The sequence below is a fragment of the Synechococcus sp. OH20 genome, assembly GCF_047502685.1.
GTDB lineage: Bacteria > Cyanobacteriota > Cyanobacteriia > Thermostichales > Thermostichaceae > Thermostichus.
The window spans coordinates 23,845-48,258 of the sequence record NZ_JANSIQ010000030.1; the positions used below are offsets into that span (position 1 = coordinate 23,845).

Annotated in this window: 22 protein-coding genes, 1 tRNA gene, 2 pseudogenes and 1 CRISPR repeat array; of the genes and pseudogenes, 14 read left to right on the forward strand and 11 right to left on the reverse strand. The window is 60.9% G+C overall.

Annotated elements, in window-relative coordinates; genetic code table 11:
• Positions 1-140: 140 nt before the first annotated feature.
• The 3 genes from murG to NW826_RS06395 are packed head-to-tail and all read right to left on the reverse strand — an operon-like array spanning position 141 to position 2,674.
• Positions 141-1,229: an undecaprenyldiphospho-muramoylpentapeptide beta-N-acetylglucosaminyltransferase gene (murG, locus tag NW826_RS06385; RefSeq protein WP_414509717.1), complete on the reverse strand. Its 1,089-nt coding sequence runs from the start codon at positions 1,227-1,229 to the stop codon at positions 141-143.
• A 30-nt stretch (positions 1,230-1,259) separates the two neighbouring features.
• Complete coding sequence (locus NW826_RS06390; RefSeq protein ID WP_414333730.1) at positions 1,260-2,249, reverse strand: photosynthesis system II assembly factor Ycf48; 990 nt, start codon at positions 2,247-2,249, stop codon at positions 1,260-1,262.
• Between the two features lie 8 nt (positions 2,250-2,257).
• The gene (locus tag NW826_RS06395; RefSeq protein WP_414333732.1) at positions 2,258-2,674 is read right to left on the reverse strand and encodes a rubredoxin; all 417 of its coding nucleotides are present in this window, start codon (positions 2,672-2,674) and stop codon (positions 2,258-2,260) included.
• 195 nt (positions 2,675-2,869) lie between these two features.
• Between NW826_RS06395 and NW826_RS06400 the strand changes: the two genes are divergently transcribed.
• The 4 genes and pseudogenes from NW826_RS06400 to NW826_RS06415 form a co-directional block, all read left to right on the forward strand.
• Positions 2,870-3,280, forward strand: coding sequence for an FHA domain-containing protein (locus NW826_RS06400; protein ID WP_414333734.1), 411 nt, complete (start codon positions 2,870-2,872; stop codon positions 3,278-3,280).
• A gap of 85 nt (positions 3,281-3,365) precedes the next feature.
• On the forward strand, positions 3,366-4,049 hold the full coding sequence (locus NW826_RS06405) for a hypothetical protein (RefSeq protein ID WP_414509718.1): 684 nt from the start codon (positions 3,366-3,368) through the stop codon (positions 4,047-4,049).
• A gap of 159 nt (positions 4,050-4,208) precedes the next feature.
• Positions 4,209-4,943 (forward strand): annotated as a pseudogene (gene tpiA / locus NW826_RS06410) (triose-phosphate isomerase); the annotation flags it as partial.
• Between the two features lie 103 nt (positions 4,944-5,046).
• A pseudogene (locus NW826_RS06415) lies at positions 5,047-5,640 on the forward strand (RNA-guided endonuclease TnpB family protein); the annotation flags it as partial.
• Here NW826_RS06415 and NW826_RS06420 read toward each other — a convergent pair.
• Positions 5,534-6,097, reverse strand: coding sequence for an alpha-amylase family glycosyl hydrolase (locus tag NW826_RS06420; protein ID WP_414509719.1), 564 nt, complete (start codon positions 6,095-6,097; stop codon positions 5,534-5,536). The pseudogene NW826_RS06415 and the gene NW826_RS06420 overlap by 107 nt on opposite strands.
• A 275-nt stretch (positions 6,098-6,372) precedes the next feature.
• On the opposite strand from NW826_RS06420, the gene NW826_RS06425 reads away from it, so the two are divergent.
• A complete protein-coding gene (locus NW826_RS06425) occupies positions 6,373-7,218 on the forward strand; it encodes a M48 family metallopeptidase (RefSeq protein ID WP_414333740.1) in 846 nt (281 codons plus the stop codon).
• Between the two features lie 6 nt (positions 7,219-7,224).
• Positions 7,225-8,130 carry a PfkB family carbohydrate kinase gene (locus tag NW826_RS06430; RefSeq protein ID WP_414509720.1) on the forward strand — a complete coding sequence of 302 codons (906 nt, stop codon included), beginning with the start codon at positions 7,225-7,227 and terminating at the stop codon, positions 8,128-8,130.
• Between the two features lie 3 nt (positions 8,131-8,133).
• Here the strand turns inward: NW826_RS06430 and NW826_RS06435 are convergent, their stop codons facing one another.
• Positions 8,134-9,858 (reverse strand): ABC transporter ATP-binding protein, encoded by a 1,725-nt coding sequence (locus tag NW826_RS06435; protein WP_414333744.1) that lies wholly within the window; start codon positions 9,856-9,858, stop codon positions 8,134-8,136.
• A gap of 36 nt (positions 9,859-9,894) precedes the next feature.
• The gene (locus NW826_RS06440) at positions 9,895-10,044 is read right to left on the reverse strand and encodes a hypothetical protein (protein WP_414338631.1); all 150 of its coding nucleotides are present in this window, start codon (positions 10,042-10,044) and stop codon (positions 9,895-9,897) included.
• Between the two features lie 335 nt (positions 10,045-10,379).
• Here NW826_RS06440 and NW826_RS06445 point away from each other — a divergent pair, with 335 nt between their 5' ends.
• From NW826_RS06445 to NW826_RS06460, 4 genes are all read left to right on the forward strand, one after another.
• Positions 10,380-10,730, forward strand: a complete 351-nt coding sequence (locus tag NW826_RS06445; RefSeq protein WP_414333746.1) for a hypothetical protein — start codon at positions 10,380-10,382, stop codon at positions 10,728-10,730.
• A 145-nt stretch (positions 10,731-10,875) separates the two neighbouring features.
• Entirely contained in the window at positions 10,876-11,796 is a 921-nt protein-coding gene (locus NW826_RS06450; protein ID WP_414333761.1) for an L-lactate dehydrogenase, read from the forward strand.
• A gap of 89 nt (positions 11,797-11,885) precedes the next feature.
• The gene (trmB, locus tag NW826_RS06455; RefSeq protein WP_414333748.1) at positions 11,886-12,593 is read left to right on the forward strand and encodes a tRNA (guanosine(46)-N7)-methyltransferase TrmB; all 708 of its coding nucleotides are present in this window, start codon (positions 11,886-11,888) and stop codon (positions 12,591-12,593) included.
• A 67-nt stretch (positions 12,594-12,660) separates the two neighbouring features.
• Positions 12,661-14,268, forward strand: coding sequence for a type II CAAX prenyl endopeptidase Rce1 family protein (locus NW826_RS06460; protein WP_414509721.1), 1,608 nt, complete (start codon positions 12,661-12,663; stop codon positions 14,266-14,268).
• 12 nt (positions 14,269-14,280) lie between these two features.
• Here NW826_RS06460 and NW826_RS06465 read toward each other — a convergent pair whose 3' ends face one another.
• Genes NW826_RS06465 through NW826_RS06475 form a run of 3 tightly spaced genes read right to left on the reverse strand, consistent with a single transcriptional unit; the run spans position 14,281 to position 17,091 of the window.
• A complete protein-coding gene (locus NW826_RS06465) occupies positions 14,281-15,303 on the reverse strand; it encodes a DnaJ domain-containing protein (RefSeq protein ID WP_414509722.1) in 1,023 nt (340 codons plus the stop codon).
• Entirely contained in the window at positions 15,261-16,187 is a 927-nt protein-coding gene (locus NW826_RS06470; RefSeq protein WP_414509723.1) for an ABC transporter substrate-binding protein, read from the reverse strand. Before NW826_RS06470 ends, NW826_RS06465 begins: the two co-directional genes overlap by 43 nt.
• 52 nt (positions 16,188-16,239) lie before the next feature.
• Positions 16,240-17,091, reverse strand: a complete 852-nt coding sequence (locus NW826_RS06475) for an inositol monophosphatase family protein (RefSeq protein ID WP_414333754.1) — start codon at positions 17,089-17,091, stop codon at positions 16,240-16,242.
• A gap of 272 nt (positions 17,092-17,363) precedes the next feature.
• On the opposite strand from NW826_RS06475, the gene NW826_RS06480 reads away from it, so the two are divergent.
• The 3 genes from NW826_RS06480 (at position 17,364) to NW826_RS06490 (ending at position 19,737) form a co-directional block, all read left to right on the forward strand.
• The gene (locus NW826_RS06480) at positions 17,364-17,942 is read left to right on the forward strand and encodes an FHA domain-containing protein (RefSeq protein WP_414509724.1); all 579 of its coding nucleotides are present in this window, start codon (positions 17,364-17,366) and stop codon (positions 17,940-17,942) included.
• 52 nt (positions 17,943-17,994) lie between these two features.
• Positions 17,995-18,066, forward strand: a tRNA-Gln gene (locus tag NW826_RS06485).
• A gap of 213 nt (positions 18,067-18,279) precedes the next feature.
• Positions 18,280-19,737, forward strand: a complete 1,458-nt coding sequence (locus tag NW826_RS06490) for a cobyric acid synthase (RefSeq protein WP_414333762.1) — start codon at positions 18,280-18,282, stop codon at positions 19,735-19,737.
• 112 nt (positions 19,738-19,849) lie between these two features.
• Here NW826_RS06490 and NW826_RS06495 read toward each other — a convergent pair whose 3' ends face one another.
• The gene (locus NW826_RS06495; protein ID WP_414368560.1) at positions 19,850-21,163 is read right to left on the reverse strand and encodes a (Fe-S)-binding protein; all 1,314 of its coding nucleotides are present in this window, start codon (positions 21,161-21,163) and stop codon (positions 19,850-19,852) included.
• A gap of 214 nt (positions 21,164-21,377) precedes the next feature.
• Here NW826_RS06495 and NW826_RS06500 point away from each other — a divergent pair, with 214 nt between their 5' ends.
• Entirely contained in the window at positions 21,378-21,698 is a 321-nt protein-coding gene (locus NW826_RS06500) for a hypothetical protein (RefSeq protein ID WP_414336065.1), read from the forward strand.
• Here NW826_RS06500 and NW826_RS06505 read toward each other — a convergent pair.
• A complete protein-coding gene (locus NW826_RS06505; protein ID WP_414509725.1) occupies positions 21,695-23,575 on the reverse strand; it encodes an AMP-dependent synthetase/ligase in 1,881 nt (626 codons plus the stop codon). The genes NW826_RS06500 and NW826_RS06505 overlap by 4 nt on opposite strands.
• A gap of 92 nt (positions 23,576-23,667) precedes the next feature.
• Positions 23,668-24,396: direct repeats of the CRISPR family, unit length 37 nt; unit sequence GTTTCCGTCCCCTTGCGGGGAAAAGGTAGGGATCAAC.
• Positions 24,397-24,414 lie beyond the last annotated feature (18 nt).

Sequence of the window (24,414 nt, forward strand, 5' to 3'; positions counted from 1 at the left end):
GCGATTCCGTCCTGTCTGCGAGCCGGAGCTCTGGCAGCGGGGTTGACGGCTCCGTCCGAGGAGCGCAAACGGCGGGCTCAGGCGGACATTGGGAAAGACCATCCACTCTCGGCTGTACCACGGCTGGCCCTCTGGGGGAGTTAACGGGCAGAACTTTGGCAGATCTCCTGCAACAGGTGGGCTACGGCCTTGCTGGCATTGGGGGGAGCTGTGGCTTGCAAGTGGGCAGCCATTTGGGCAACCACCTGCGGCTGAGCCAACCAGGTCAACACCGTTTGCCGCAGCAAGTCCACATGCTCTTCGGATTCTCGCATGACCACACCCCCACCGCGCCCCACAAAGGCTAGGGCATTCTGATACTGATGATCCTCGGCGGCAAAAGGATAGGGGATCAAAATGGCCGGAGTGGCGGTGGCCCACAACTCCGCCAGGCTCATGGCTCCGGCCCGGCTGATGGCAAAAGTTGCCCGCTGCAGCAGGGCAGCCACATCGGTGCGGAAAGGAAAGGACCGGTAGCGAGGATGGATGGGGATCCCGGCCTCGCTGCCGCCCGTCAGATGCACAATCCAAGCCCCCGCTTCCAACCAAGCTGCGGCACAGGCGGCCACCATGCGGTTGAGGCCCCGTGCCCCTTGGCTCCCCCCCATCACCACAATCAGCGGATCCCCGTCGGGGATGGGGAGATCGGCGGGCAGGGGCTGGGGCCGATAGAACTCGGCCCGCACCGGCGTGCCCACCACTTGGGCGGCCACCCCCGGCAAATGCTCTGCCGCCTCCGCCATGCCCAGCGCCACCACGTGGCAAAATCTTCCCAGCCAACGGGTGACTTTGCCGGGGATGCGGTTGGACTCGTGCAGCAACACCGGCACCCCCAGCGAACGGGCGGCCAAGATGGTCGGGGCGGCGATGTAGCCGCCGGTGGTCAGGACGATATCAAACCGTCCCGACTTGAGGAGTTGGCGCACCTGCAGGGTCGCCCGCGCCAGTTGAGCCAAGGCTCGCAGCTTGTGGAGAGGGGATCCCTGCCAGCCAGACATGGCAACCCGGTGCAAAGGGTAGCGCTCCTGCACCAGCTTCCCTTCCATCCGATCCGGCACCCCCAGCCATTCGATCTGCCAATCGGGCAACTGCTCGGCAATGGCCAAAGCCGGAAAAACGTGCCCGCCAGTACCGCTGGCAGCAACCAGCAGCCGCGGAAGCGAAACTGTGGCCCTGGCGCGTGTATCCACCCGCGTACCGGCTAGGGATCCCTGAGATCGTCAGGAGTTGTTGGAGCTGACATAGCGCAAGAGGGTGCCCCGTTGCCCCAAGATAAACCCTCGGTCGGGGCCGAAAAACTCGATGCTGTAGAAATTGGCGGGGATATCGCTGACTTGCTTAGCCTGCTCCCAGGTTTTGCCACCGTCGGGGCTGTGGATCAGGGTGGCGCCACCCCCCACCACCCACAGGTCGTGGTCGTTTTGATAGGCCGCATTCAAATAGCCAAAGCTGAGGGCCCGACCCGGACGCAGCGGCGACGCCCACTCGCCAGAGGTGAAGTCCTCCGTGAAGGCAATCTCTGCCCCTTGGTTCAGTTTCCAGGCGCTGCCGTTGGGGCCAAAACCCATGTTTTGAATGCGGCGGGAGCTCTCCCGCGGATAAGGCTTCCAGGCGCGGCTTTCTGGCGTGTAGAGAAAATAAAAGCTGCCCCGCGACGACACCGCCAGGTATTCTCCCCCAGGGCCGCGGGCGATGTTTTTGATGGCCCCAATCGGCTCCTCCACCTGAGCGCGCCAGGTCTGCCCGCCATCTTCCGTGCGGTAGATGGCGCCCACATTGGTCACCATCTCGGCAGCCCCAGGGCCCAAAGCCTGGATTAAGATCGGCTCACCCGGCAGTTGGGTGTTGAGGCGAATGGAAGTCCAGTCGGATCCCTCGTTCAGGGTGTGAAGGAGGATCTTCGGCTGCCCGGCCACCCAGCCTTCTGCCCCGGCAAAGCTGATCGAGGCAAGGTAGGCTTCTGGCTCCAAGCTCGACAGCTCCCGCACCTGCCAGTGCAAACCGCCATCGTGGGATTCCAGCAGTGTCGCCTTGTCTCCCACCAGCCAGCCGTGTGTAGGGGTGGTGCCGGTGAAGGCGATGTCCAGCAGAATGTTTTGGGTAGGCACCTCCACCTGCTGCCAGGGCACCACCTGCATATTCGGCATCCGCGCCGCCATCAGCAGCAGGGAGCAAGCAGCCAACAGCGCCAGTCTCAAGAGCTTCAACATCTTGGCCATCACTCGACGAAATAAAAACTCATCAAAAATAAAAACCCCAGCGCCAATCCCAAGAAAATGAGCAGGTTTTTTTGGGCAGGGGTCATCACGTTCACCCCCAGGCCGTAGCGCAAGTTCTCTTGAAAACCCGAAGGCTTGCCTTTGGCTCCCACTGCTTGGAAGAAGCGCTGGTCGGCTCGGCACACCGGACATTTCCAATCGGCGGGCAATTCCTCAAACGGCACACCCGCCGGGATCCGATTGAGTTGATCCCCCTTGGCCGGCTCGTAAACGTAGCCACAGGAACGGCATTCGTAGCGCTGCATGCGCAGGGGATCGCCAAGCTGCGCATCGGTTTCATCTTCCGGCAGCTCAATCAGCCTCGGTGTCTGGGGAGGACGGGGTTGGACACCGGGATCCGGTTGCGAGCCATTCATGGTCAGAGATCCATGTGCATCGTTAATCCCATTATGAGAGGAGTTGTTACAAAAATCTACTCGCTGCTCAGGGTGATGGGCCAATCCTGCCCATCCCAGTGAGACTCATCCGGTGGATATAGGGATCCAACTGGGGGATTCCGTGTGTTATGTTTTGGGTATACTGCCCTCAGTGTTGTGCAAGTGGGTGGCTTTATGACCACGCCCCCTCGCCGACCGGCCCTCAATCATGTGCTAATTGTCAAAGATCGACAGGGGCCAAAAGCCTACTGGTTGACAGCCGAGCTCTACTCATTGGGCCGGGATCCGCGCAACAGTATTCGCATTGACTCGCAGTACGCCTCTCGCTACCACGCTATTTTGGTTAAAACCGAATCTCCTTCTTCTCCCGACGGGTTCACCTACCAAATTATCGACGGCGACATTCAGGGCAATCCTAGCACCAATGGCCTTTACGTGGGTGGGCAACGGGTGGAATTTCGGGATCTTGAGGATGGGGACGAGATCCAGTTTGGCAGCGATGCCACTGCCACCTACTCACTGCAGAGCAAAGATCTGGATGCAATTCTCGCCACCTTTGAAAACACCCAGATTGTCGGGTTGTGAAAGCCCGGCTTTCCTGTTGGGTTTTGGCGCGTAAGCTGTTATGGGATCCTCCCTTCAGCTGGTTGGTTAAGGGGGTAGCTGGCCGATGTCAGAAGCTGGAGTTACTCGCGCTGCTTGGGTGGTGGCAGCTTTGGTTTTGTCGGCGGTGCTGGGGCCGCGGGTTGCCATGCCCCTGGTAGGACTGGTGGGGCTGGTCATCGTCGAGCAAGTGGCCTTTGGGGGGCGGATTTCAGGGTTGCTGGGCGGGCTGCTGGATTGGGCTTCGCCGGCCTACCGGCAGCGGGTCATCCGCCACGAAGCGGGGCACATTTTGGTGGCCCATCTGCTCGGGATCCCGTTGTTGGGCTATGTGCTTAGTCCCTGGCAAGCCTTTCGACGGGGGATGCCTGGCTACGGCGGGGTGGAGTTGGATCGGGCCCCGATGCACACTTGGCAGGCTCAGGGAAAGATCCCTTGGGCAGAGGTGGAGCGCTACGGCACGTTCTGGATGGCGGGGGCAGCCGCAGAATCGTTGCACTACAGCCAAATTACGGGCGATACAGAGGATCGGCAGCAGTTGGCAACGCTGTTGGCAGCGCAGCCCTTGACCTCTCCAGCCAAAATGAAGATCCAAATCAACCGCTTCTTGCGCCAGGGACGAGCGCTGTTGCAGGCCCACCCCCAGACCTATGCCGTCGCCGTCCAATCTCTGGAGCAGGGAGCCGCCTGGGAAGACTGCCTGGCGGCCATCGCTGCCAGCCTGGAACAAGAGACGGCCCAGGAGGGTTAACCGGGGCCCGGATCCCATCGCCGTATTCTGGAGCCGCTTGCTGATAAACTGTGACATACGAAAAAACAAAAGCTGGGATCCCTGCCTATCCATTTGGGTTTCTGCTTTGGGATCCCCTTCTTTAGTTGTCTTCTGAGCGTCTTTTAGGGAGGATCCACCTTGCGTCCCATCCTCATCGCCGGCAACTGGAAGATGTACAAAACCCAGGCTGAGGCCCGCCAGTTTCTGCGGGAGTTTGCTCCGGCTCTGCAAGCGTCGTCCTTAGGAGCGGCTTCACAACGGCAGATCATCCTGTGTGTGCCCTTCACAGACCTGTCCGTGGTGGCAGAGCAAACGCGGGGATCCGGCATCGCCGTGGGAGCACAAAACCTGCATTGGGAGGATCAGGGGGCGTTTACCGGGGAGATCTCCGGCCCCATGCTGGCGGAATTGGGGGTGCGCTACGTGATCGTCGGCCACAGTGAACGGCGGCAATACTTCGGCGAGACAGATGAAACCGTGAATCGGCGCTTGGCAGCAGCGCAGCGGCATGGCCTCACCCCCATCTTGTGCGTGGGCGAAAGCCAGGAGCAGCGACGGCAGGGCTTGATCGAGTCTTGGATCCTAGGGCAGTTGGATCGCGCCTTGGCAGGGATCGATCTGGAGAACCTGGTGATTGCCTACGAGCCGATCTGGGCCATCGGCACCGGCGACACCTGTGCAGCCGCAGAGGCCAATCGGGTCATCGGCTTGATCCGCCAGCACCTGGGCGCCGACCAACTGCCCCTCCTGTATGGCGGCTCGGTCAAAGCCGGCAACATCGACGAGCTGATGGCCCAACCCCAAATCGACGGAGTGCTGGTGGGCGGGGCCAGCCTGGATCCGCGGGAGTTTGCCCGCATCGCCAACTTTCAGGCCCTGACCCCGGCCTCAATTGCTCAGCTAGAAACCGCAGGAGCCCCGCCCTGTACCCGTAGGGTCAGGGTCGAGAGGAATGCAGACGACGTATGATTGCAACATGACCCAAGTCCTGACTATCTCCTGCAAGCTCAAGGTGTCTGCTTCGCAAGCCGTGAAGCTAGAGGCAACCTTGTCGGCTTTTGCACAAGCACTCCTCGCGCCAGCGGGCCGTAGGCCTTACTGGGTCAACCAAAACACACCAGAGAAGGTGGTCAACCCAGTCAAGCTTCAATCGCTCTGCTACCGCGCAATTCGTACCCGCTTTGGGCTCTCCAGCAATAAGGACTCCGTCCCGCTAGCGCGAGTGGCACAGCAGGTGTGCAGAAGGTTGGCCGCTGCCCGCAAGGTTGCCCAGCAAAAAAATCGTCCGGTCAAAGCGTTCAAGGGGGGTTTTGTTACCTATGACGCCCGCCTCTTCTCTTTCCGTGAGAGGGACTGGACAGTATCGCTCACCACCGTTGAGGGGCGGGAACGCTTTGAGCTGGCAATGGGCAACTACCAGCGCGGCATGTTGGCAGGCTCAAACCCTAAAGCAGCCACGTTGGTCAAACGCCAAGACGGTTCTTACTACATCCAGATTTGTGTGGAGCACGACCCACCAGAGCCACGAGACACCACCGGGGCGATTGGGGTGGACTTGGGTAGGAACGAAGCTGAATTTGACCAGACTCCAAACATTTATCGTAGAAATCTCCCAAAAAGGGTGCCAAGATCCTGCCTTTAATACCCAGATAGGAGTGGTTCCAGTTGACATCAAAGTAATCGATAAAGTCTGAGTTGGGCCCACTTTCTAGAACATCCATCAACATTTGGTTTTGGCCGTCATAGGCCATGTGGTTGGGCACGATGTCTTGGATCCAGCCGATTCCCTGCTGATTGAGGGTTTCCCACAAGAGCTCAAACTTTTCACTTCCCCCCAGTTCCTGGTTAATCTGCCTCGGATCCACCACGTCGTAGCCGTGGGTGCTACCGCTGCGGGCTTGGAAGATGGGAGAGGCATACAAGTCGCTGATGCCCAGCAACTTCAGGTAGGGAACCATTTGCCGTGCTGCCTCGAAGTCAAACCCAGCATGAAACTGAATGCGATAGGTGGAAGTCGGGATCCGCATGATGACCTTAGAACGACGACAAAGGGGTCTAGCTTGCAAACGGACTAGGGTCGAGAGAAGAGATGTTTCCAGAGTAGCGGCTAAAATCAAGAAACCATGTAGGGAAGGGCGGAGTCTGCCGAGGCAACAGTTGGAGGGGGTTCACAGCCCTCAGTTGCAGGTCAGCCCGGACATGCCCAGCTCTCTTGGTCTCCATCCCTTGACGGCCGACAGCAGGGATCCCCAAGCTCCAGCCGCCCGCCTGCTTTTGAAGCCTTTTTCTCCCCATCTTGTCTATGTCATCCATTCAACAAGAACCTCGCATTCTGCTGGGCCTGCGGGCCGACCAGTTTCGCCATCCTGTGGATCTGCAGGCAACCCGCTCTCTGCAGCAGGTGCCGGGGCTGGGCCTGCTGATTCAAAACTGGCTCGGCTCAACAGCAGGACAGGTCTTTTATCTGGATAACATCGCTTCCAGTATTCAAATTAACGAGCATCAGCTGCCGGAGATTCACCAGCTTTTGGTGCAGGCCTGTCGCATCTTGGATCTGGACGTGCCCCAGCTCTATGTGCGGCAGAACCCCACGCCCAATGCCTATACCTTTGCCATGCAGGGGAAAAAGCCTTTTATCGTTTTGCACAGCTCTCTGCTGGATCTGTTGGAGCCGCCGGAAATTCAAGCCGTGATCGCCCATGAATTGGGCCATTTGAAATGTAATCACGGCGTCTACTTGACGATGGCCAACATCCTCATGCTCTCCACCAGCTTGCTCCCCTTCGGCGGGCTGTTTTATCAGGCGTTGCAGGAGCAACTGATGCACTGGCTGCGGTGCGCCGAGTTTACCTGTGACCGGGCGGCGCTGTTGGTCACCCAAGACGCCAAGACGGTGATCTCGGTGTTGATGAAGTTGTGCGGTGGATCCCCGCAATTGGCCTCTAAGCTGAATGTGGACGCCTTTTTGGAGCAGGCCCGCGCTTACGACGAGCTGGACGGGGATCTGTGGCAGATGGAGCTGAAGCAGATGCAAACGGTGGGGCGCACCCATCCGCTGCCGGTCCTGCGGGCCAGAGAAATCGAGCGTTGGTTCCGCAGCAACACCTACCAGCAAATCCTGGAGCTGCAGGGAGCGGCTGCTTCCTAAGTGCCGATGATGGATCCCCCCGATGTGCCCCAGGGCTTGCCTCTCATTTTGGGGGAGGTGCTTTTCGACTGCTTCCCCAGCCAGGTGGTGCTGGGCGGTGCGGCTTTGAACGTGGCTTGGAACCTCAAGGGGCTAGGATCCGATCCCCTCTTGCTTAGCCGCATCGGCCAAGACGAAGCGGCAGAAAAGTTGTTGGCGGCGCTGCGGCGGCAGGGGCTGCGCCTGGAAGGTTTGCAACGGGATCCGATTCACCCCACCGGCCAAGTCCAAGTTACGCTGGATGCAGAGGGGATCCCAAGCTTTGCCATCTTGCCCGACCAAGCCTACGACTACATTCAGTTGGATATCGGGGTTCTCCAGCCCAGCCTGCTCTATCGGGGCAGCTTGGCGGCGCGACGGGAAGCGGCCCATCGCCACTTTCAGGAGACGATCCCCGCCCTTCGCTGTCCGGTGTTTTTGGATCTCAACCTGCGGGATCCCTGGTGGCAGCCGGATCCCATCCGGGAGATGCTGCGCACCTGCGATTGGCTGAAGCTAAACCAGGCGGAGCTGGAGCAGGTGGCGCGGCTAGAAGGGATCCCTGCCAAAGAGGTGGGGGAGCAAGGGCAGATCCTGCGGGCGCAGTTGAACCTGAAAGGTCTATTTTTGACTCTAGGGGCCGCAGGTGCGCTCCTGATCACCCCCGCCCAGGTTTATCAGGCCGACCCGGTTTCCGTACCTCAGATAGTGGATACGGTGGGCGCTGGAGATGGCTTCAGTGCCGTGGCCATCCTGGGCCTGCTGCGGGGATGGCCAGAGGAGGTGTTGCTGCAGCGGGCGGTGCAATTTGCCTCGGCCATCTGCGGGATCGCGGGGGGTGCGCCTCAGGATCCGGAGTTCTATCGGCCTTTCCGGCAGGAGTGGCGGCTCTGAAGCCTACTGAAACTGGCGCAGGTGAAACTGGGCGTAGCGCCCCCCTTTGCCCAGCAGCTCGCGGTGATTTCCTTGCTCCAGCAGTTGCCCTTGCTCCAAGACAAAAATGCGGTGGGCGGTGCGCACTGTCGAGAGGCGGTGGGCGATAACAAAAACGGTGCAGCGTTGCATCAGCCGTTGCAGCGCCTCCTGCACCAACGCTTCCGACTCGTTGTCCAAAGCAGAGGTGGCCTCGTCCAGGATCAAGATCTTGGGGTTGAGCAACACGGCGCGGGCAATGGCCAGCCGTTGCCGTTGTCCGCCGGAAAGGGTGACCCCGCGTTCTCCCACGCGGGTGGCGTAGCCATCGGGTAAGCTCTCGATAAAGGTGTCGATGTTGGCCACCTGGGCCGCCTGGCGTACCGCTTCCAGGTCAAACTGCTCTTGTCCGTAGGCGATGTTGCTGGCAATGGTTCCCGAAAACAGGGTGATCTCCTGCGGCACAATGCCAATCTGGCGGCGCAGGCTCTTGAGGGTGACGGTGCGGATGTCGATGCCGTCGATGCGGATGCAGCCCTGCTGCGGATCGTAAAAGCGGGGAATCAAGCTCACCAGGGTGGATTTGCCGGCACCGGAGGATCCCACCAAGGCCACGATCTCGCCGGGAGACACCTGAAAGCTGATTTCCTTGAGCACCGGCTGATCCGGTTTGTAGGCAAAGGAAACTTGCTCGAACTCCACCCAGCCCTGAATGGGGGGCATAGGCCGAGCGCCGGGCAGCTCCCGGATCTGCGAGCGAGTGTTCAGCAGCTCGAAAATCCGCTCCACCGAAGCCTCACCCTGTTTCAGCTCGCTGTAGTTGTTGGTGATGTGCACAATGGGGTCGATCAACATGGCAACACCGGCAATAAAGCCGAGAAACTGGCTGCCGGTCAGGTTGCCCTGGCTAATTTGCCAGCCGCCCACCCAAAACACCCCCAACACGCTCATGGCGTACAGGAAACCCACCACCGGGTCTTGGATGGCTTTCACCTGCTCGGTCTGAAACCGGGCCAGGCGGTTGCTTTCGGCAATGGCACTGAAGCGGCGAATTTCGTAGTCCTCGGCCGCAAAGGCGCGAGTGAGACTGATGCCGGCAAACACTTCTGTCAAGAGGGCGGCCAAATCCGACATCTTCTCTTGGTTGAGGCGGGAGCGAAACAAGAGGCGATCCCCAAACCAACTGATCAAAGCGGCCATCAGGGGGGCGATCAGCAGGGTGGTCAAGGTGAGAATGCCGTTGAGATAAAACAGGTAGGCCACCACCGCCAAGATGGTGAGCACGCTGGGGATGAAACGGTGGAAAAAGCGTTGCACCACCTCTCCCACCCGATCCAGATCCCCTGTCAGGCGATAGACCAGATCGCCGGTGCGGCTGCCGGAAAAATAATCCACATCCAGCGCTTGCAAATGGGCATAGATCTGTTGGCGCAATTCCAACACCATTTGCAGGGAAGCCCTCGCCATCAGGGTGTCTTGGCCGTACTGGAAGGCGCCACGCACCAAGAAAAACACCACTCCAATCAGGGCCAGCGTCCGCAATTGCCCCAGATCCCCGGCGCCGATGGAGCGGGCCACCCACTCGATCAAGTAGGCAAGCGCGGGCATGGTCAGGACAAAGCCAAGAGTGCAGGTCAGCCCCAACAACAACATCCACAGATGGGGCCGGATAAAAGGGATGAGACGGCGATAGCTACGACCCGGATGCACCAATCCCAAACCAGAAGGGCCTCTGACTCAACCAGCTTACAGGATACTGTTGCCCACTGCTGCCGGGATCCTTGAAACTGGCCGGTCGAGTTGAAAGCCGCTGCGGCCATTTTCTTTGACCGCTGTTACCTGGAAGCCGGCCAGTAGGTGCTGGGAGCATAACCGGGCATCAACACGATCAGCCATACTCTTGCTAGTTAGAATTACTTGCATTAGCAAAGAACCTCAACCAGGCCCGGAGAAGACGCAGATGACCCACATCCTGCCGCCGCGGGATCCCCGCTGTTTCCACAACATAGAGAGATAGAGAGTCAGACTGAGGGATATAACTCCACCACTTAACTCAGCTACAGGATATCTCTATTGCAACTACTTTCAATAAATTAGGGGCATGGTAGGGGTTTTCTTTGATAAAGAGTTGCATCAAGCTGGGAAGGTCTGGTAAAGTGCTTACCCAAATGGCAATTGCTAAAGATTTGCAGTTAAGCCTTCTCAGGAGAACGGGTCGCGGAGTGGCAAGCATGACATGGCAACAGGTGCAGGCGGGCGTGTGGTGTCGGCAGTTGGGGCAACTGGCGCCCCAGTGGTGGCTGGGGTGGAGCCCTGAGCAGGGCTTCCAGCTCTACCGCCAAGAGTCCCTGCCTTCTCTCTCTGCTTTGCGGATGCGCTACCAGGAGCAGGATGGCTGGCTGGATGTGTTTTTGGGAGAAGCCGAGCAACATCCCCAGCGGCGGCGCAGTCTCCTCGATGCAACGGCGCGGGTGGCTTTGCACTACTTGCCGGAAGATCTGGCTCAGATTCGGTCCCTGAAGTGTCCTCACGAGCGCATTCCTCTGGAGCTTTGGCAACGGCTAACCCAGCAACGGAGTTGAGGACTACCCAATGCTATTTTGCTCTCCGCTTGGCCAGGCTTAAGCTGGGAAGGGAAGCGTAGCGGCTGAAGCCATGACCGTTTCTGAGCATCAACCCAAGCAACGCTTTGAACAGCAAGCCGGTGGGCTGACTTCTCGCCGCCTTTTGAAGGGATCCATCATCGGCGCCGGGCAGGTGGGCATGGCCTGTGCCTACTCGATGGTGATCCAGAACACCCTCGATGAGCTGGTTCTTCACGACATCGACCGCGCCAAGCTGGAAGGGGAAGTGATGGATCTGGTGCACGGGATCCCTTTTGTGGAGCCGACGCGGATCTGGGCGGGAGAGCTGGCCGATTGCGCCGGCTCAGACGTCGTGATTGTGACGGCGGGAGCCAAGCAGCGGCCTGGCGAAACCCGTTTGGATCTGGTTCACCGCAACGTTGAGATTTTCAAAAGCTTGATCCCGGCCTTGATGGAGCATTGCCCCAGCGCCATTTTCCTGGTGGTGAGCAACCCCGTCGATATCATGACCTATGTTTCCCTGAAGGTGTCGGGGCTGCCGGCGGGGCAGGTACTGGGATCGGGCACGGTGTTGGATACGGCCCGCTTCCGCTATCTTTTGGCCCGGCGGCTGGGGGTGGATCCGCGCAGCCTGCACGCCTACATTATCGGCGAACACGGAGATAGCGAGGTGGCCGTCTGGAGCAAGGTGAACATTGCCGGCACGCCGATTGGCCAGCTCTCGCCGGAGTGGGATCCCGCCCAGTTGGGGGATATTTTCGAGCAGGTGCGCAATGCCGCCTATGAGATCATCCGCCGCAAAGGGGCCACCAGCTATGCCATTGGTCTGGGGGTGACGCAAATTGTCCAGGCCCTGGTACGGGATCAGCGGCGCGTTTTAACCGTGAGCAGCCTCACCCAGGGGGAGTATGGTCTGCCGGAGGTCTGCCTCAGTTTGCCGAGAGTGGTCGGTCGGCAGGGGGTGGAGCGCACGCTGGCCATGTCCCTCACCGAGAGCGAGCAACAGCAACTGCACCGCTCGGCCCAGATCCTGCGGCAAGTCATCGACAGCATCCGGTGGTAGCCTAGAGCTCCTCTACCTTTCCATCCCAACTGGGGGATCTTTTGGGATCCCTTGGGGGGAGGGCTGAAGCTAGCGGCAGGAGGTGGTCTATGGAAACAGACGTGCAACGGGCACAGCAGGTAACCCAACCTGAGAAGGACTCCCCCGCTTGGGCAGGGATCCCGCTGCAGAAAGGTCTTGGCCAGCGGCTGCGGCAACACGTCAACCCCCTACAGGCGCAATACCAACAGCCCACCCCCCCGCCCCACTGGGAACGGGTGTACCGGCGGCTGGGGCAACCCTTTCATTTGGATATCGGCAGCGGGAGCGGACGCTTTTTGCTGCGCATCGCCCAGGAGCAGCCCGACTGGAACTTTTTGGGCGTGGAGATTCGACAGCCGCTGGTGGAGCGGGCCAATGCTTGGCGGGACGAGCTGGGGCTGGATAACGTCCATTTCCTCTTTGCCAACATCAACGTCTCGCTGCGGCATCTATTTGCCCCGGGGGATCTCAGCCGGGTTACCATCCAATTTCCGGATCCCTGGTTCAAAAAGCGCCATCACAAACGGCGGATCGTCCAGCCCCAACTGGTGGCGGATCTGGCCCTGCTGCTGCAACCGGGCAGCCCTGTTTTTTTGCAGTCGGACGTGCGGGAAGTGGCTGAGGAAATGGCAGCTCGATTTTTAGACCATCCGCAGTTTTGGGATCCCTGCCAGGGGCCCATCGATGACAACCCCTTTGGTATTCCTACCGAGCGGGAGTGGCAGTGTCTGCAGTTGGGGCTGCCCATCTACCGTTATTGGCTAGAGCGCCGCTGACCCCTTCATCCTGCCGAAGCCAATAGAAGCTAGGATATAACCCGCTGGAGTTGCCTCTGTTGCTGTCATGTCTCCCTCTGACGCCACGGCCTCGGTCGATCCCCATTGGCTTTCTGTTCGCCGTGGGATCCTCAACCTGCTGAGCCTATTGGCCCTTTTGATTGTCGGGCTTTCGCTTTCCAGCAGTTGGTTTCAGCCGCCGCCCCAAACGCGGTTGGATCTGTTGCAAACCCATCTCGCCCTGCAGGCTGCCCGCACCCTCGACGATCCCCGCTATCAGGATCTGGCGCGGGCTTTGCTGGGGCAGAACGTTTTCGAGCTGGCCCACAATCGCTACCGGCAGGTGGCCGACAACTACGCCGAACGCCTGCAGCGCCTCAAACGGATGGCACGGCTGGAAAGGGCGACTCCCTCGGAGGCGGGCAGATCCGAATTGGCCAGCCTCTCGGATGCGGTGGGGCCAGCCTCAACTCCAGAAGAAGTGGATCCCGTTCTGCTGGCTTCTGTCCAGGAGCTGCAGGCGGAGCTGGACGCCCTGCGGCTGCGCCTGGGCCTGCTCTCCGCCTACCAGGAGGATCTGGAGGCAGCCCAGCAGCAGTGGCAGCAGGTGATCGATCCAGAACGTCCCTTGGAGCTGGAATCCCGCCAAAAAGGGGTGGCGCGGCTCTTGCAAGGGCTGTGGGGAACGCCACGGCGCATCTTGCCGGAGGCCGAGGTGCAGATCCGCAACCACCTGGACGGCTGGTTTGAGGCAGTGGCCCTGCAGCAGCTCTACCGGCTGCAACAGCGCAGCGACAGCCTCAATGCCCTCAACCAGGAGCAGGAAAAATTGGCCTTGGCAGCTCTGTTCCGGCTGACGGTGGTGGGCGGGATCCCCGTGCTGGGGGCGCTGCTGGGGCTAATCCTCCTGTTGGGTTGGCTGGGCTGGAGCTTCTGGCGCCAACGTCCGCTCCTCGGCCCGCCGTGGGAGGTGCCTTGGCCGGGGATCGGAGCGCAGGCGGTGCTGACCGGTTGGTTTTTGGGGTTCATTCTCCTCAATACCTTGGTGCCTCGCCTTTACATGGTTCTGCTCGGCTTGGGGGCACAACAGCTCAGCCCTTGGCATCAGGCGGTGACCCTGTTTCTCACCTACAACGCCGGCGCTCTGCTGGGGGCGGCGCTGTTGTACCGGCTTCTTCGGATCTATCCCGGTTGGCAGAAGGCGTTGCAGGTGCGGCTGTGGGGCCCTTGGCCGCTTTGGGGCCTATGCGGCTACTGGGTGGCCCTGCCTTTGGTGGTGCTGGCAGCGGCGCTGTCGCAGTTGCTGCTGCCCCAGGCAGGGGGCGGGAACCCCATCTTGCCCCTGCTGCTGGACAGCCACGGCTGGGGGGCGCGCTTGCTGTTTTTGGCCGTGGTGTCTGTCTGTGCCCCCGTTTTTGAGGAGGTGCTGTTCCGGGGCTTTTGGCTGCCTACGCTGAGCCGCTACTTGCCGATGGGGGCTGCCATCTTGCTCAGCGCCTTCACTTTTGCCCTTGCCCACCTCAACCTTTCCGATCTGCTGCCGCTGACCATGCTGGGGGTGGTGCTGGGGGTGGTGTACAGCCACAGCCGCAACCTGCTGGCCCCCATCCTGCTGCACAGCCTCTGGAATACGGGATCCCTGGTCACGCTGCTGGTGCTGGGGGGCGCTTCCTGAGCGGAGTTTGGCCTACTTTTTCTTGCCAAAGAGGCGGCTCCAGAAGCCGCCGTTGTCTTCTTTGCGCGGCGGTGGCACGATTTTCTGGGCTTGGGACGTCTGGCGGCTGGCGGCAGGGACGGGAACCGGCTGCTGGGTGGTGACCTGCTGCAACCAGCGGCGCACCTCCGCCATCAACTCGGCGTTGCCCGGCTCAAGGCGGCTGGCCTGCAGGAAGTCGGCCTTGGCCATGCCGGCGTTGCCCTGCTTGAGGTGGGCGATACCCCGGTGCAGATAGTAGCGGGCCACGTTGGGCTGGGCGCTGATGGCGAAGTTCAGATACTGCACCGCATCCCGGTATTGCTTGCGCTCGATCATGTCCAGCGCCTGCAGGAAGCGAGTCTCAGCGGGGCTGAGTTGCGGAGTTGGGGGCGGGGTGGGCGGGGCAGTAGGAGACGGAACGGGGGAGCTGGCCGGGATCCCACCCAAGGTGGTGCGGCTGGGGGAAGGGGTTGGGATCCCAGTCAGGGTGGTGGTTCTGGCGGCAGGGGCGGGGATCCCTTTGTAGCCGGCTTTGAGCAGCAGGTAGGCCAGGTTCAGCTCGCTCAGTTGCTCGGTTTTCTCCAGCAGCGTGGTCATAGAGCTGTATTGCTCTTTGGCCAGCTTCTCCACCCGCCGGACGTATTCTTCCTGCCAATCAGAGCGCTCGGCCAGGTCTTTGACGGCTTCTCCAGTGGGCCATAGATCGGGGGGCGGCGACTCCAGCAGGCGTTGAACGCGCAGCTTGAGCACAGTCTCGTACTCTGACCGTTCCCGCTCCTTGGCCAGCACCTCGTTGGCTGGGCTGACCAGCTTGGCAAAGAGGACGTTGGCCCGCTCTGCCCCTTCCGGATCCCCGACAAACCGATCCGGGTGCAGGGCCTTGGCCGCCTGCAGGTAGCCGCGCCGGATCCCTTTGGAGTCGGCGGTGAGGGGTACGCCCAAGATGGCGAAATGGTCCGTCTCGTAGCGAGCTAGTCCTCGGCTGAGGCGGGGGACATCAGAGTTGGATCCCATAGTTGCCACTTCTCCAAGATGCGTTGCAAAGTTCCGTTCTCGGTCAGGATTGCGATTGCCCCATCCACGGCTTCCTTCAGGGAAGGATGCTGCGAGGATACCACGCCCACCAGAGGAATCGGGAACAGAGGCGGCCCCGCCAGGCGCAGCCGGGATCCCGCCTGGCGCAGGCTCAGGGCGGCAACAGGCTGATCGACAAGTACGGCATCCAACTGGCCGGCCTGGAGCTGAGCAAACAGGCGCTCCGGGTTGCTGGTGGCAAAAAGACGAATGGCGTTGCCCCGCCTCTCGTTGTACGCCTCCAACAGAGCTGCTCCCGTACTGTTCACTACAATGCCCACTTTGCGGCCAAATAATTGCGACAGCGCCTCAATGGGAGTTTCCCCTGGCCCCGGATCCCGTACCACCAAGCGCTGCGGGCTGAGGTAGTAGGGCCGGGTGGCGAGAAATTGCTGCGGATCCAAGCCCAAAGCTTCCCGTGCCCCCCAAATGAGATCCACCTCATCCGCTTGCAAAGCCGCCAACTGCTGACTCCAAGCCACGTAGACGGGCTCCACCTGCACCTGCAGCGTCTGGGCAAGCGCCTCCAGGATCTCCCACTCGAAGCCGGCGTAGGTTTGCCGCTCTAGGTCGGTGTAGAGGTAAGCCGGGCCCAGGCTGGGATCCAGGCCAACCCGGATGCGCCTCCGCGCCTGAATTTCGGCCCAACGGGAATCGGGGGGCTGGGCTCGCTCGCCGGCAGGAGCGGGCAGAGCCGGTTTTTGGGCAGGCTGAGGGTAGGCCGGGATCCCCAAGAGAAGCGCCAGGCCAAATCCTGCCGCCCAACAACAACGCCGGAGTGTTTTCCCGGCCAAGCTATCTCTCTGACCTTGGGAAGGAGCCATAAGGGCCTGTGCGTAAAGCTTACCCAATTTTTGCCTGAACTTTACCTCATCTTTATCTTTGGCCGTTTCGCTCTCGAGGCCGCCGCATGGGGAAGGAGACCGGCAGGGGGCTGACCTGGGCCAGTTCTTCCTGAAGAGCAGCGTGTAACCAGCCGTTGCTGGCCAGCAGGCGGCCACTGTACACATCCACCGGGCTGCCATCGTAGGCAGTGACCTTGCCGCCAGCCTCTCGCACCAAGACAATCCCAGCGGCAATGTCCCAGGGGGAGAGACCTCGCTCCCAATAGCCGTCCAACTGGCCGGTGGCCACGTAGGCCAAGTCCAGGGCAGCCGATCCGCCCCGGCGCACTCCCTGGGTGAGGTGGGTGAAGTGGCAGAACTCAGCGTAGTTGTTGTCCGGGGTTTCGCGCCGGTCATAGGCAAAGCCGGTTACCAACAGGCTGCGGGAGAGTTCGGTAGTAGAGGAGACGCGGATGGGCTGGCGGTTGCGGGTGGCTCCCATCCCCTGCACAGCGCGAAAGAGATCCCCGCGAAAGATGTCGCAGACCACTCCTAGCACCGGCTCCCGCCCCTCCAGCAGACCAATAGAAACGGCAGCAAAGGGATAGCCGTGGGCAAAGTTGGTGGTGCCATCGAGGGGATCGATCATCCAGGCGTAGGTGCCCTGCGGGGATCCCTGTTGGCCGGATTCTTCCGTCAAGATCACGTCTTCGGGGAAGTGCCGCCTCAAGATTTTTATGATCAGCTCCTCGGAAGCGCGATCCGCTGTCGTCACCAGGTCGCCCGGGCGTTTCTCCTCAATGGCAAGGTTGCCCCCCACGTAACTGCGCAGCAAAGCCCCTGCCTCCAGAGCCGCCTCTGTGGCCACATCCAACCGACGCAACAGGGCCTCCGTCACACCCACACCTCAAGGCTACAAACCTGCTACCCAGAATAGCCCGCCCGCGGCCAAGGCTGTGGCTCCCAAGGGATCCCTGACAACAGGAGCAGGCCCAACCTGAGCTCCCATTTTTGGAGAAATGGAGTATCTCCAAAGCCGCCTGTGGTGTATAGTAGGGTACATCAAGGCTTGTGGGTTTTCCGACAGCCTGCCGAGGCCGAGTTTTTTGGAAAGGGTAGGGTTTTGAGGAACTCTAAGGTTTAAGGGCTTAGACTTGAAGAGCTAGGCTGCCGGGCATGCGGTTGAGCGTCGAGGAGGAAACGCTGTTGCCACAGAGCTACGACGACTTTTTGACCTCCATCACAGAGGTGGGCGGGGGGAGTTCTCTTTCCAGCCAAGGCTTTGACCTGCCGCTGGATCTGTTCGACCAAGTCCCTGAGCAGCCGTTGTCTCACCCGGAGTTTACCCTGTCCGTTTGCCATCCTGTGCGGCCCTGCAGCTACATCCTGCGGGAGAACATCTACACGGTTGGCCGGGATCCCTCCAACGCCATTCAGATCGTCAACCGGTTTGTCTCGCGTCGCCATGCTTACCTGGTGCGGGTGTCCACCCAGTCCAGCCGGACAGGGTTTACCTACTGCCTGATCGACGGCAACCGCAAGGGGCAGGCCAGTACCAATGGGGTGTTTGTCAACGGCATGCGGGTGGCTACCCACTACTTGAAGAGTGGGGATGTCATCTACTTTGGGCCGGAGATCCGTGCCTATTTCTTCGAGGTGGCTCGCATTCTCTCTCTGAACCCCTTTGACGCTGGCTCCAGCCTTGGCGAAGAGCTGCCGCTTCCCCACGATACAGGAGGCCAGCGCAACCGTTGACAGACCTGAGCCTGCATCGCTACATTGGTTAAGCTGGTTAAGCAATGTGAATTGGGGCATCGCCAAGCGGTAAGGCAGCGGGTTTTGGTCCCGCCATTCGGTGGTTCGAATCCATCTGCCCCAGCTCAAAGTCTGGCAAGTGCAGAGGCGCAGGTTGCTGGGATCTGTTGTAGGCCCGCAGCCGCGAATCTACACTGCAAGCGTTTTGATCGGGGGAACTGGGGAGTCGCTTTTGCCGACGGATGCCCTGTCTGGGCGCGACGGTCGGTGGAGAGAATGGCGACAGCTTGCAACCAAGGGTGAGGGATCCGGGGTGAGCCGTTCAGGTCGAGCCTTGATGGTGGTGGGAACTTCTTCCCATGTGGGCAAAACCCTTTTGGTAACGGCCCTCTGTCGCCTTCTCAAGAAAGCAGGAAAAAGGGTTGCCCCTTTCAAAGCTCAGAATATGTCCCTCAACGCCTATGTCACCGCCGAGGGCAAAGAGATCGCCTACGCGCAGGCTCTGCAAGCCTGGGCCGCCGGGATCCCGCCTGCGGTGGAGATGAACCCGATCCTGTTGAAGCCCCAGGGCAACCTGACTTCCCAGATCGTCTTGAATGGAGTGGCGGTGGGCACCTGCCGCGCCGGCGAGTATTACGAACGCTGGTTTGCGCCGGCCTGGCAAGCGGTCAAAGAAGCCCTGGCCCGCTTACAACAGCAGTACGACTGGATCGTTTGCGAGGGGGCAGGCAGCCCGGCGGAGGTGAACCTCAAGCATCGGGATTTGGCAAATATGCGGGTCGCCTTGCATTTGGGATCCCCCACTTGGCTGGTGGCGGACATCGACCGGGGTGGGGCGCTGGCCCATGTGGTGGGCACGCTGCAACTGCTGGAACCGGAAGAACGAGCCCTGATCCGCGGCATTGTTATCAACAAGTTTCGCGGCTCGCGGGAGCTGCTGCAGCCCGGCCTGGATTGGCTGGAGAGCTACACCGGGATCCCGGTGGTTGGGGTTCTGCCCTGGCTGGATTGGGTGCTGCCCCAGGAAGATTCGCTGGGCATCGAGGCCGGCCCCCAACTCTGGGAAAATCGCCGTCCCAGGCGGGAAGACTCCCTGGAAATCGCCGTGGTTCGCCTGCCCCAGGTGGCCAATTTCTCCGATTTCGACCCCTTGCTGGCCGAGCCCAGCGTCCATCTGCGCTGGATTCACCCCGGCCAAAGCCTGGGATCCCCCGATGTCGTCATCCTGCCCGGCAGCAAAACCACCCTCAAGGATCTGTTGGCATTGCAAAAGACCGGCCTGGCCGACCAACTGCGCCACTATTCCGGCCACATCGTCGGCATCTGCGGCGGACTGCAGATGTTGGGGGAAACCCTCGCCGATCCCGATGGCCTAGAGGGAGTTGCCGGCACCTACCCAGGGCTGGGCTTTCTCCCTCTGACCACTGTTTTGCACCCCACCAAAGTTACCCGGCAGGTGCAGACGCAAAGCTGCTGGCCCGCTCCTGCTCCCGTCCAGGGGTACGAAATCCACCAGGGATCCACCCAGGCGGATCCCGCTGGCTGCCTGCCGATCTTCGACCAAGAGAACCTGGGCTGGCGGGATCCCACGGGCCGGATTTGGGGCAGCTATCTGCACGGCCTCTTCGACAATCACCGCTGGCGGCGACACTGGCTAAACGAGTTGCGCCGCCAAAAAGGCTGGGATCCCTTGCCGGAGCTGGAAGGCCACTATGCTCAGCAGCGGGAGCAATTGCTGGAGCGGCTGGCGGAGCGGTGGCGGCCCCACCTGGACTTGCGCCTGTTGCTGGAATAGCCCTCACCCCCGGCCCCTCTCCCATCCCAAGCGCTCCGCGCCGCTCACGCGACCACCCCCGGCCCCTCTCCCATCCCTCACCCCCGGCCCCTCTCCCAGAGGGAGAGGGGGGTTAAGGAGTTGCCGCCGGTTGCAGGGCGCGATCCAGGAGTTCCATCGGGTGATAAATGGGGATCCCGGCTTTGCCCTGCAGGTGCTTCTGGATTTGCAGGCGGCAGCCGATGTTGGCGGAGACGATCCCCTGGGCACCGGTGTTGAGGAGGTTGGCCACCTTCTGGGATCCCAGCTCATCTGCTATCTGGGGTTGCAGCAGGTTGTAGACGCCGGAGCTGCCACAGCAGAGGGCGGCATCGACGGGATCCCGCAGCTCCAGCCCCGGAATCTGGCGTAGCAGTTGCCGCGGCTCTTGGCTGAGGCGTTGCCCGTGCAGCATGTGGCAGGCATCTTGGTAGGCCAGCACCAAGGGATCCGGCTGCAGGGGGTACAGGGGAGCAGTCAGCCCCACCTGAGCGAGAAACTCCTGGATATCCTTGACTTTGGCCGCAAACTGGGCCGCTTTCTCGTGGTAGTCGGGATCCTTGGCCAAAAGGTGGCCGTACTCCTTGAGGGTGTGGCCGCAGCCGGAGGCAGTCACCAAAATGGCATCCAGTTCGTAGCCGGCAAAAGCATCCACCATCTGGCGGGCTAGGGTTTCTGCCTGCTGCAGTTGCCCTTGGTGGTGGGGCAAGGCCGCACAACAGCCCTGGGCAGGCGGGATCACCACCTCACAGCCGTTGTGGGTCAAGACGCGAATGCTGGCCTCGTTCACCTGCGGGGTAAACAGGCGCTGCACGCAGCCGAGGATCAGCCCCACGCGAAAGCGGCGCTCGCCCACCGCCGGGATCTGCTCCGGGTAGCGCTTGGGCAGCAGTTGTTCCACCTCCAGAGGGGGCATGAGCGATTCCATGGCCGCCAGTCGCGGGGAGACTTTTTCCAGCCCTTGGCGGATCCAGGCGCCGATCCCCATCTTCTGATAGAGCCAAAGCGGCCAAAGCAGAGGCCGCAGCCGCTCCGGGTAGGGGAAGAGGAAGAAGATAAATTGGCGGTACAGGCGATCCCAAAGACCGCGTGGGTAGTTGCGCTCGATTTGCGGGCGGGTGGCGGCAATCAGCCGGTCATAGCGCACTCCTGAGGGGCAGGCGGTAACACAGGCCAAACAGCCCAGGCAGGTATCGAAATGGGAAACCGTGGCCACCGAAAGGGAAATCTGCCCCTGATTGAGGGCGTCCATCTGATAGATGCGCCCCCGCGGCGAGTCTGTCTCCTTGCCGAGGACGCGGTAGCTGGGGCAGGTGGTCAGACAAAACCCGCAGTGCACACAGGCATCGATTAGCTTGGGATCCGGCGGATCCAGGCTGTCAAAACTTGGCCCTTTGGATGAGCTCATTGGCCTCGACCTGTTCTCAACACTTCATCAACCCCGCAAGGAGAGGATTGGCCGTTCGGGGATCCCGCCGTCTCCTTTTGCTTCCGGGTTTTTTTGCATCTTAATCTGGGAACAGAGCGGCTGAGACTTCTATCCAGATCCAAACGCTCTTTGCATCCGTACTACCCTAGAGAAGGGACTTACCCGACCGATTTCTCCTCGTCGATCATTTCCAATGCAAGTGCAAGACCTCCTCACCCAAGCTCTTGTGGGCGCAGCTCTCTCCAGTTTGAGCCTATCTGGAGCGGCTTTGGCCCAGCCCAACCTGCGGGAGCTGCCCCCCGATCTGGCCGAACAGCTCACCACGGAGCAGATCTTGCAGGCCTGCGCCGCCAACCAAGCAGACACCCTGCCCAGCCCCTTCCCAGACGTGGTGCCGACCGATTGGGCCTACAAGGCGGTGCTCACCCTCTACTACTGTGGGGCCTACCGGGGGGCCATTCCCCCGGAGACCTTCCGGCGCCACCTGGAGCAACAACGGGGATCCCAAACTTAGCCCCCTGTCGGGTACATCTCCTGGATGAGGTGGGCATAGCGCTCGGCTACCGGGTTGCGCTTGATCTTCAGCGTCTGGGTCAGGAGGCCATTTTCCACGCTCAGGGGCTCTGGCAAAAAGCGAAAGTCGGCAATTTGCTCGTGCGCTTGGTAGCCGGGACGCTCCTGGATGCGGGTTTGCACCTCCCGCAAGATCAACGCGCGCACCTGCGGGTGGGCCAGCAGCTCGGCCTCAGCAGCCGGGATCCCTTGCCCGGCGGCCCAAGCCTTGAGGGCCTCCAGGTTGGGGTAGATGAGGGCGGCCAGTTTCTTTTGGTCCTGGCCGACAATTACCATTTGGCTGATGTAAGGGGATTGCAGGCAGGCATCTTCCAGCGGCTGGGGCTCGACGTTCTCTCCGTTAAGCAGCACGATCACGTCCTTGGCCCTGCCGGTGATCACCAGTTGCCCGTCGGGGGTGAGCCAGCCCAGATCCCCTGTTTCAAACCAGCCGTCGGGGCTGAGCACCTGGGCGGTCGCCTCTGGATTGTTGTAGTAACCCATCATCACCTGCGGCCCCCGCGCCAGGATCAGCCCCTTCGCACGGGGGGGCAGCGGCTGCCGGGTTTCCGGATCCACAATGCGAAACTCCGTGCCCGGCAAGGGGGGGCCAGCCGTGCCGCGCACGTTGTTGTCGGGACGGCGCGCGCACAGCACCGGCGAGGTTTCCGTGAGGCCGTAGCCGTTGAGGATGGAAATGCCCACCACCTCGTAAAACAGATCCAGATAGGCGGGCAGGGATCCGCCGCCGCTGATGGCCTGTTGAAAATTGGGGCCTAAAGCCTGCCGCACCTTGCGGTAGATGAGCGCATCGGCCAGGCGGTGCACAGGCCAGAGCAGCCCCTGTTGCAGGCGGGCCCCCACTCGCACCCAAGGGCTGACATCGTAATGCAAAATCGACCGGTTGCCGGCTATCCGCCCGGCGAGCACGTAGCCTTCGCTGGCCGCCATCAAGGTGTGGATCAGCCGCTGCATGAGGGGGCTTTTTTCCTTTAATTGTCTCTGGATCCCTTCGTAAACCGTCTCCCAGATGCGGGGCACTGCCACCAGATAGTGGGGCTGCTCCTGTTGCAAATCCTGCTTGATAAAGCGAGGGTTGGTATAGACCAGCGTACAGGCCTGGCTGAGGAGAAAATACTCGCAGGCCCGCTCATAAGAATGCCAAGTGGGCAGAATGGTCAGCACCTTATCCCCTGGCCGGGGCTGTACAACCACACTCAAGTTCTCCACCTGGTGCATCAGGTTGCCGTGGCTGAGCATCACCCCCTTGGGGCGACCAGAGGTGCCAGAGGTGTAGATGATGGTGGCCAACTGGGATCGCTCCAGCCGCGGTGGCTCGTAGCGGCCTTCCCGCCCTTTCTGCAGCCACTGAGAGAAGTTCAATACCCCCGGCTCTTCTTCATCGGACAGCAGCAGCAGCCGCTCCAGGCCCAGCTCCTGCACAACCGGCTGCACCCGCCTCAGGGTCTTCACATCCTGGGCAATCAAAGCCGTGCTGCCGGAGTGACGCAAAATGTAGCCCAGCTCAGCCGGATCCGCCACGGCGCTGCGGGGCACATTGACCGCTCCCGTAAACAGCGTGGCCAGATCCGCCATCAGCCAGCGGGGGGAATTATCGGCAAAAATGGCCACCCGATCCCCGGGGCGAATGCCCAAAGCTTGCAAACCGGCAGCCAAGGTCTGAATGCGGCGAAAGAGCTGACCATAAGAAATCTCAAAGACTGGCTGGGCATGGGGATCCCTGAGGGCAGTGTGATCGGCAAACTTTTCGGCCAACACTTGCCAGATGTTGAGCAGCGTCGTGCTAGCGGGGGTAGCAGCAGCGGAGACAGTCGTCATAAATCTGTACCCTAAATCACATTTACAGTCTAGTGAACTTGGGCTTTTTCCCCAGACACCCCCAGGACAGTTCCTAATCTGTCACCAAGTCCAACTCCGTCCCCTTGCGGGGAAAAGGTAGGGATCAACGGACCAAGCGGCCAAAGCCGGTAAACTCGCAGAGGTGGAGTTTCCGTCCCCTTGCGGGGAAAAGGTAGGGATCAACGCTCAATATCTGTACTACCTCTGCCACAACTGGACCTCTGAGTTTCCGTCCCCTTGCGGGGAAAAGGTAGGGATCAACGGAGCTTGTCATTCACCACCCTTCTAACAGTTATGCAAACCTGTTTCCGTCCCCTTGCGGGGAAAAGGTAGGGATCAACGGACGCGGACAAATCCGACGCCATGAGCATCTACATGGCGGTTTCCGTCCCCTTGCGGGGAAAAGGTAGGGATCAACTTATCCCTATTGAGGCCTTGGACGAGGCCTCAATGTTTCCGTCCCCTTGCGGGGAAAAGGTAGGGATCAACAGGCGAAGGAACTCCTGCCACTAACAAGGCCCCCCGAAGAGTTTCCGTCCCCTTGCGGGGAAAAGGTAGGGATCAACGAGGTGCCCGACCTGGGGGGGTGGCCCCGGGGGTACCATGAGAAGTTTCCGTCCCCTTGCGGGGAAAAGGTAGGGATCAACGCCGAGGCGATGGCGTTCCGCCGGGCCGCCGCCAAGTTGTTTCCGTCCCCTTGCGGGGAAAAGGTAGGGATCAACTAATGCTCCTAAGCGACGGGAGCTACTGGCTCCCGAATTGCGTTTCCGTCCCCTTGCGGGGAAAAGGTAGGGATCAACTAATGCTCCTAAGCGACG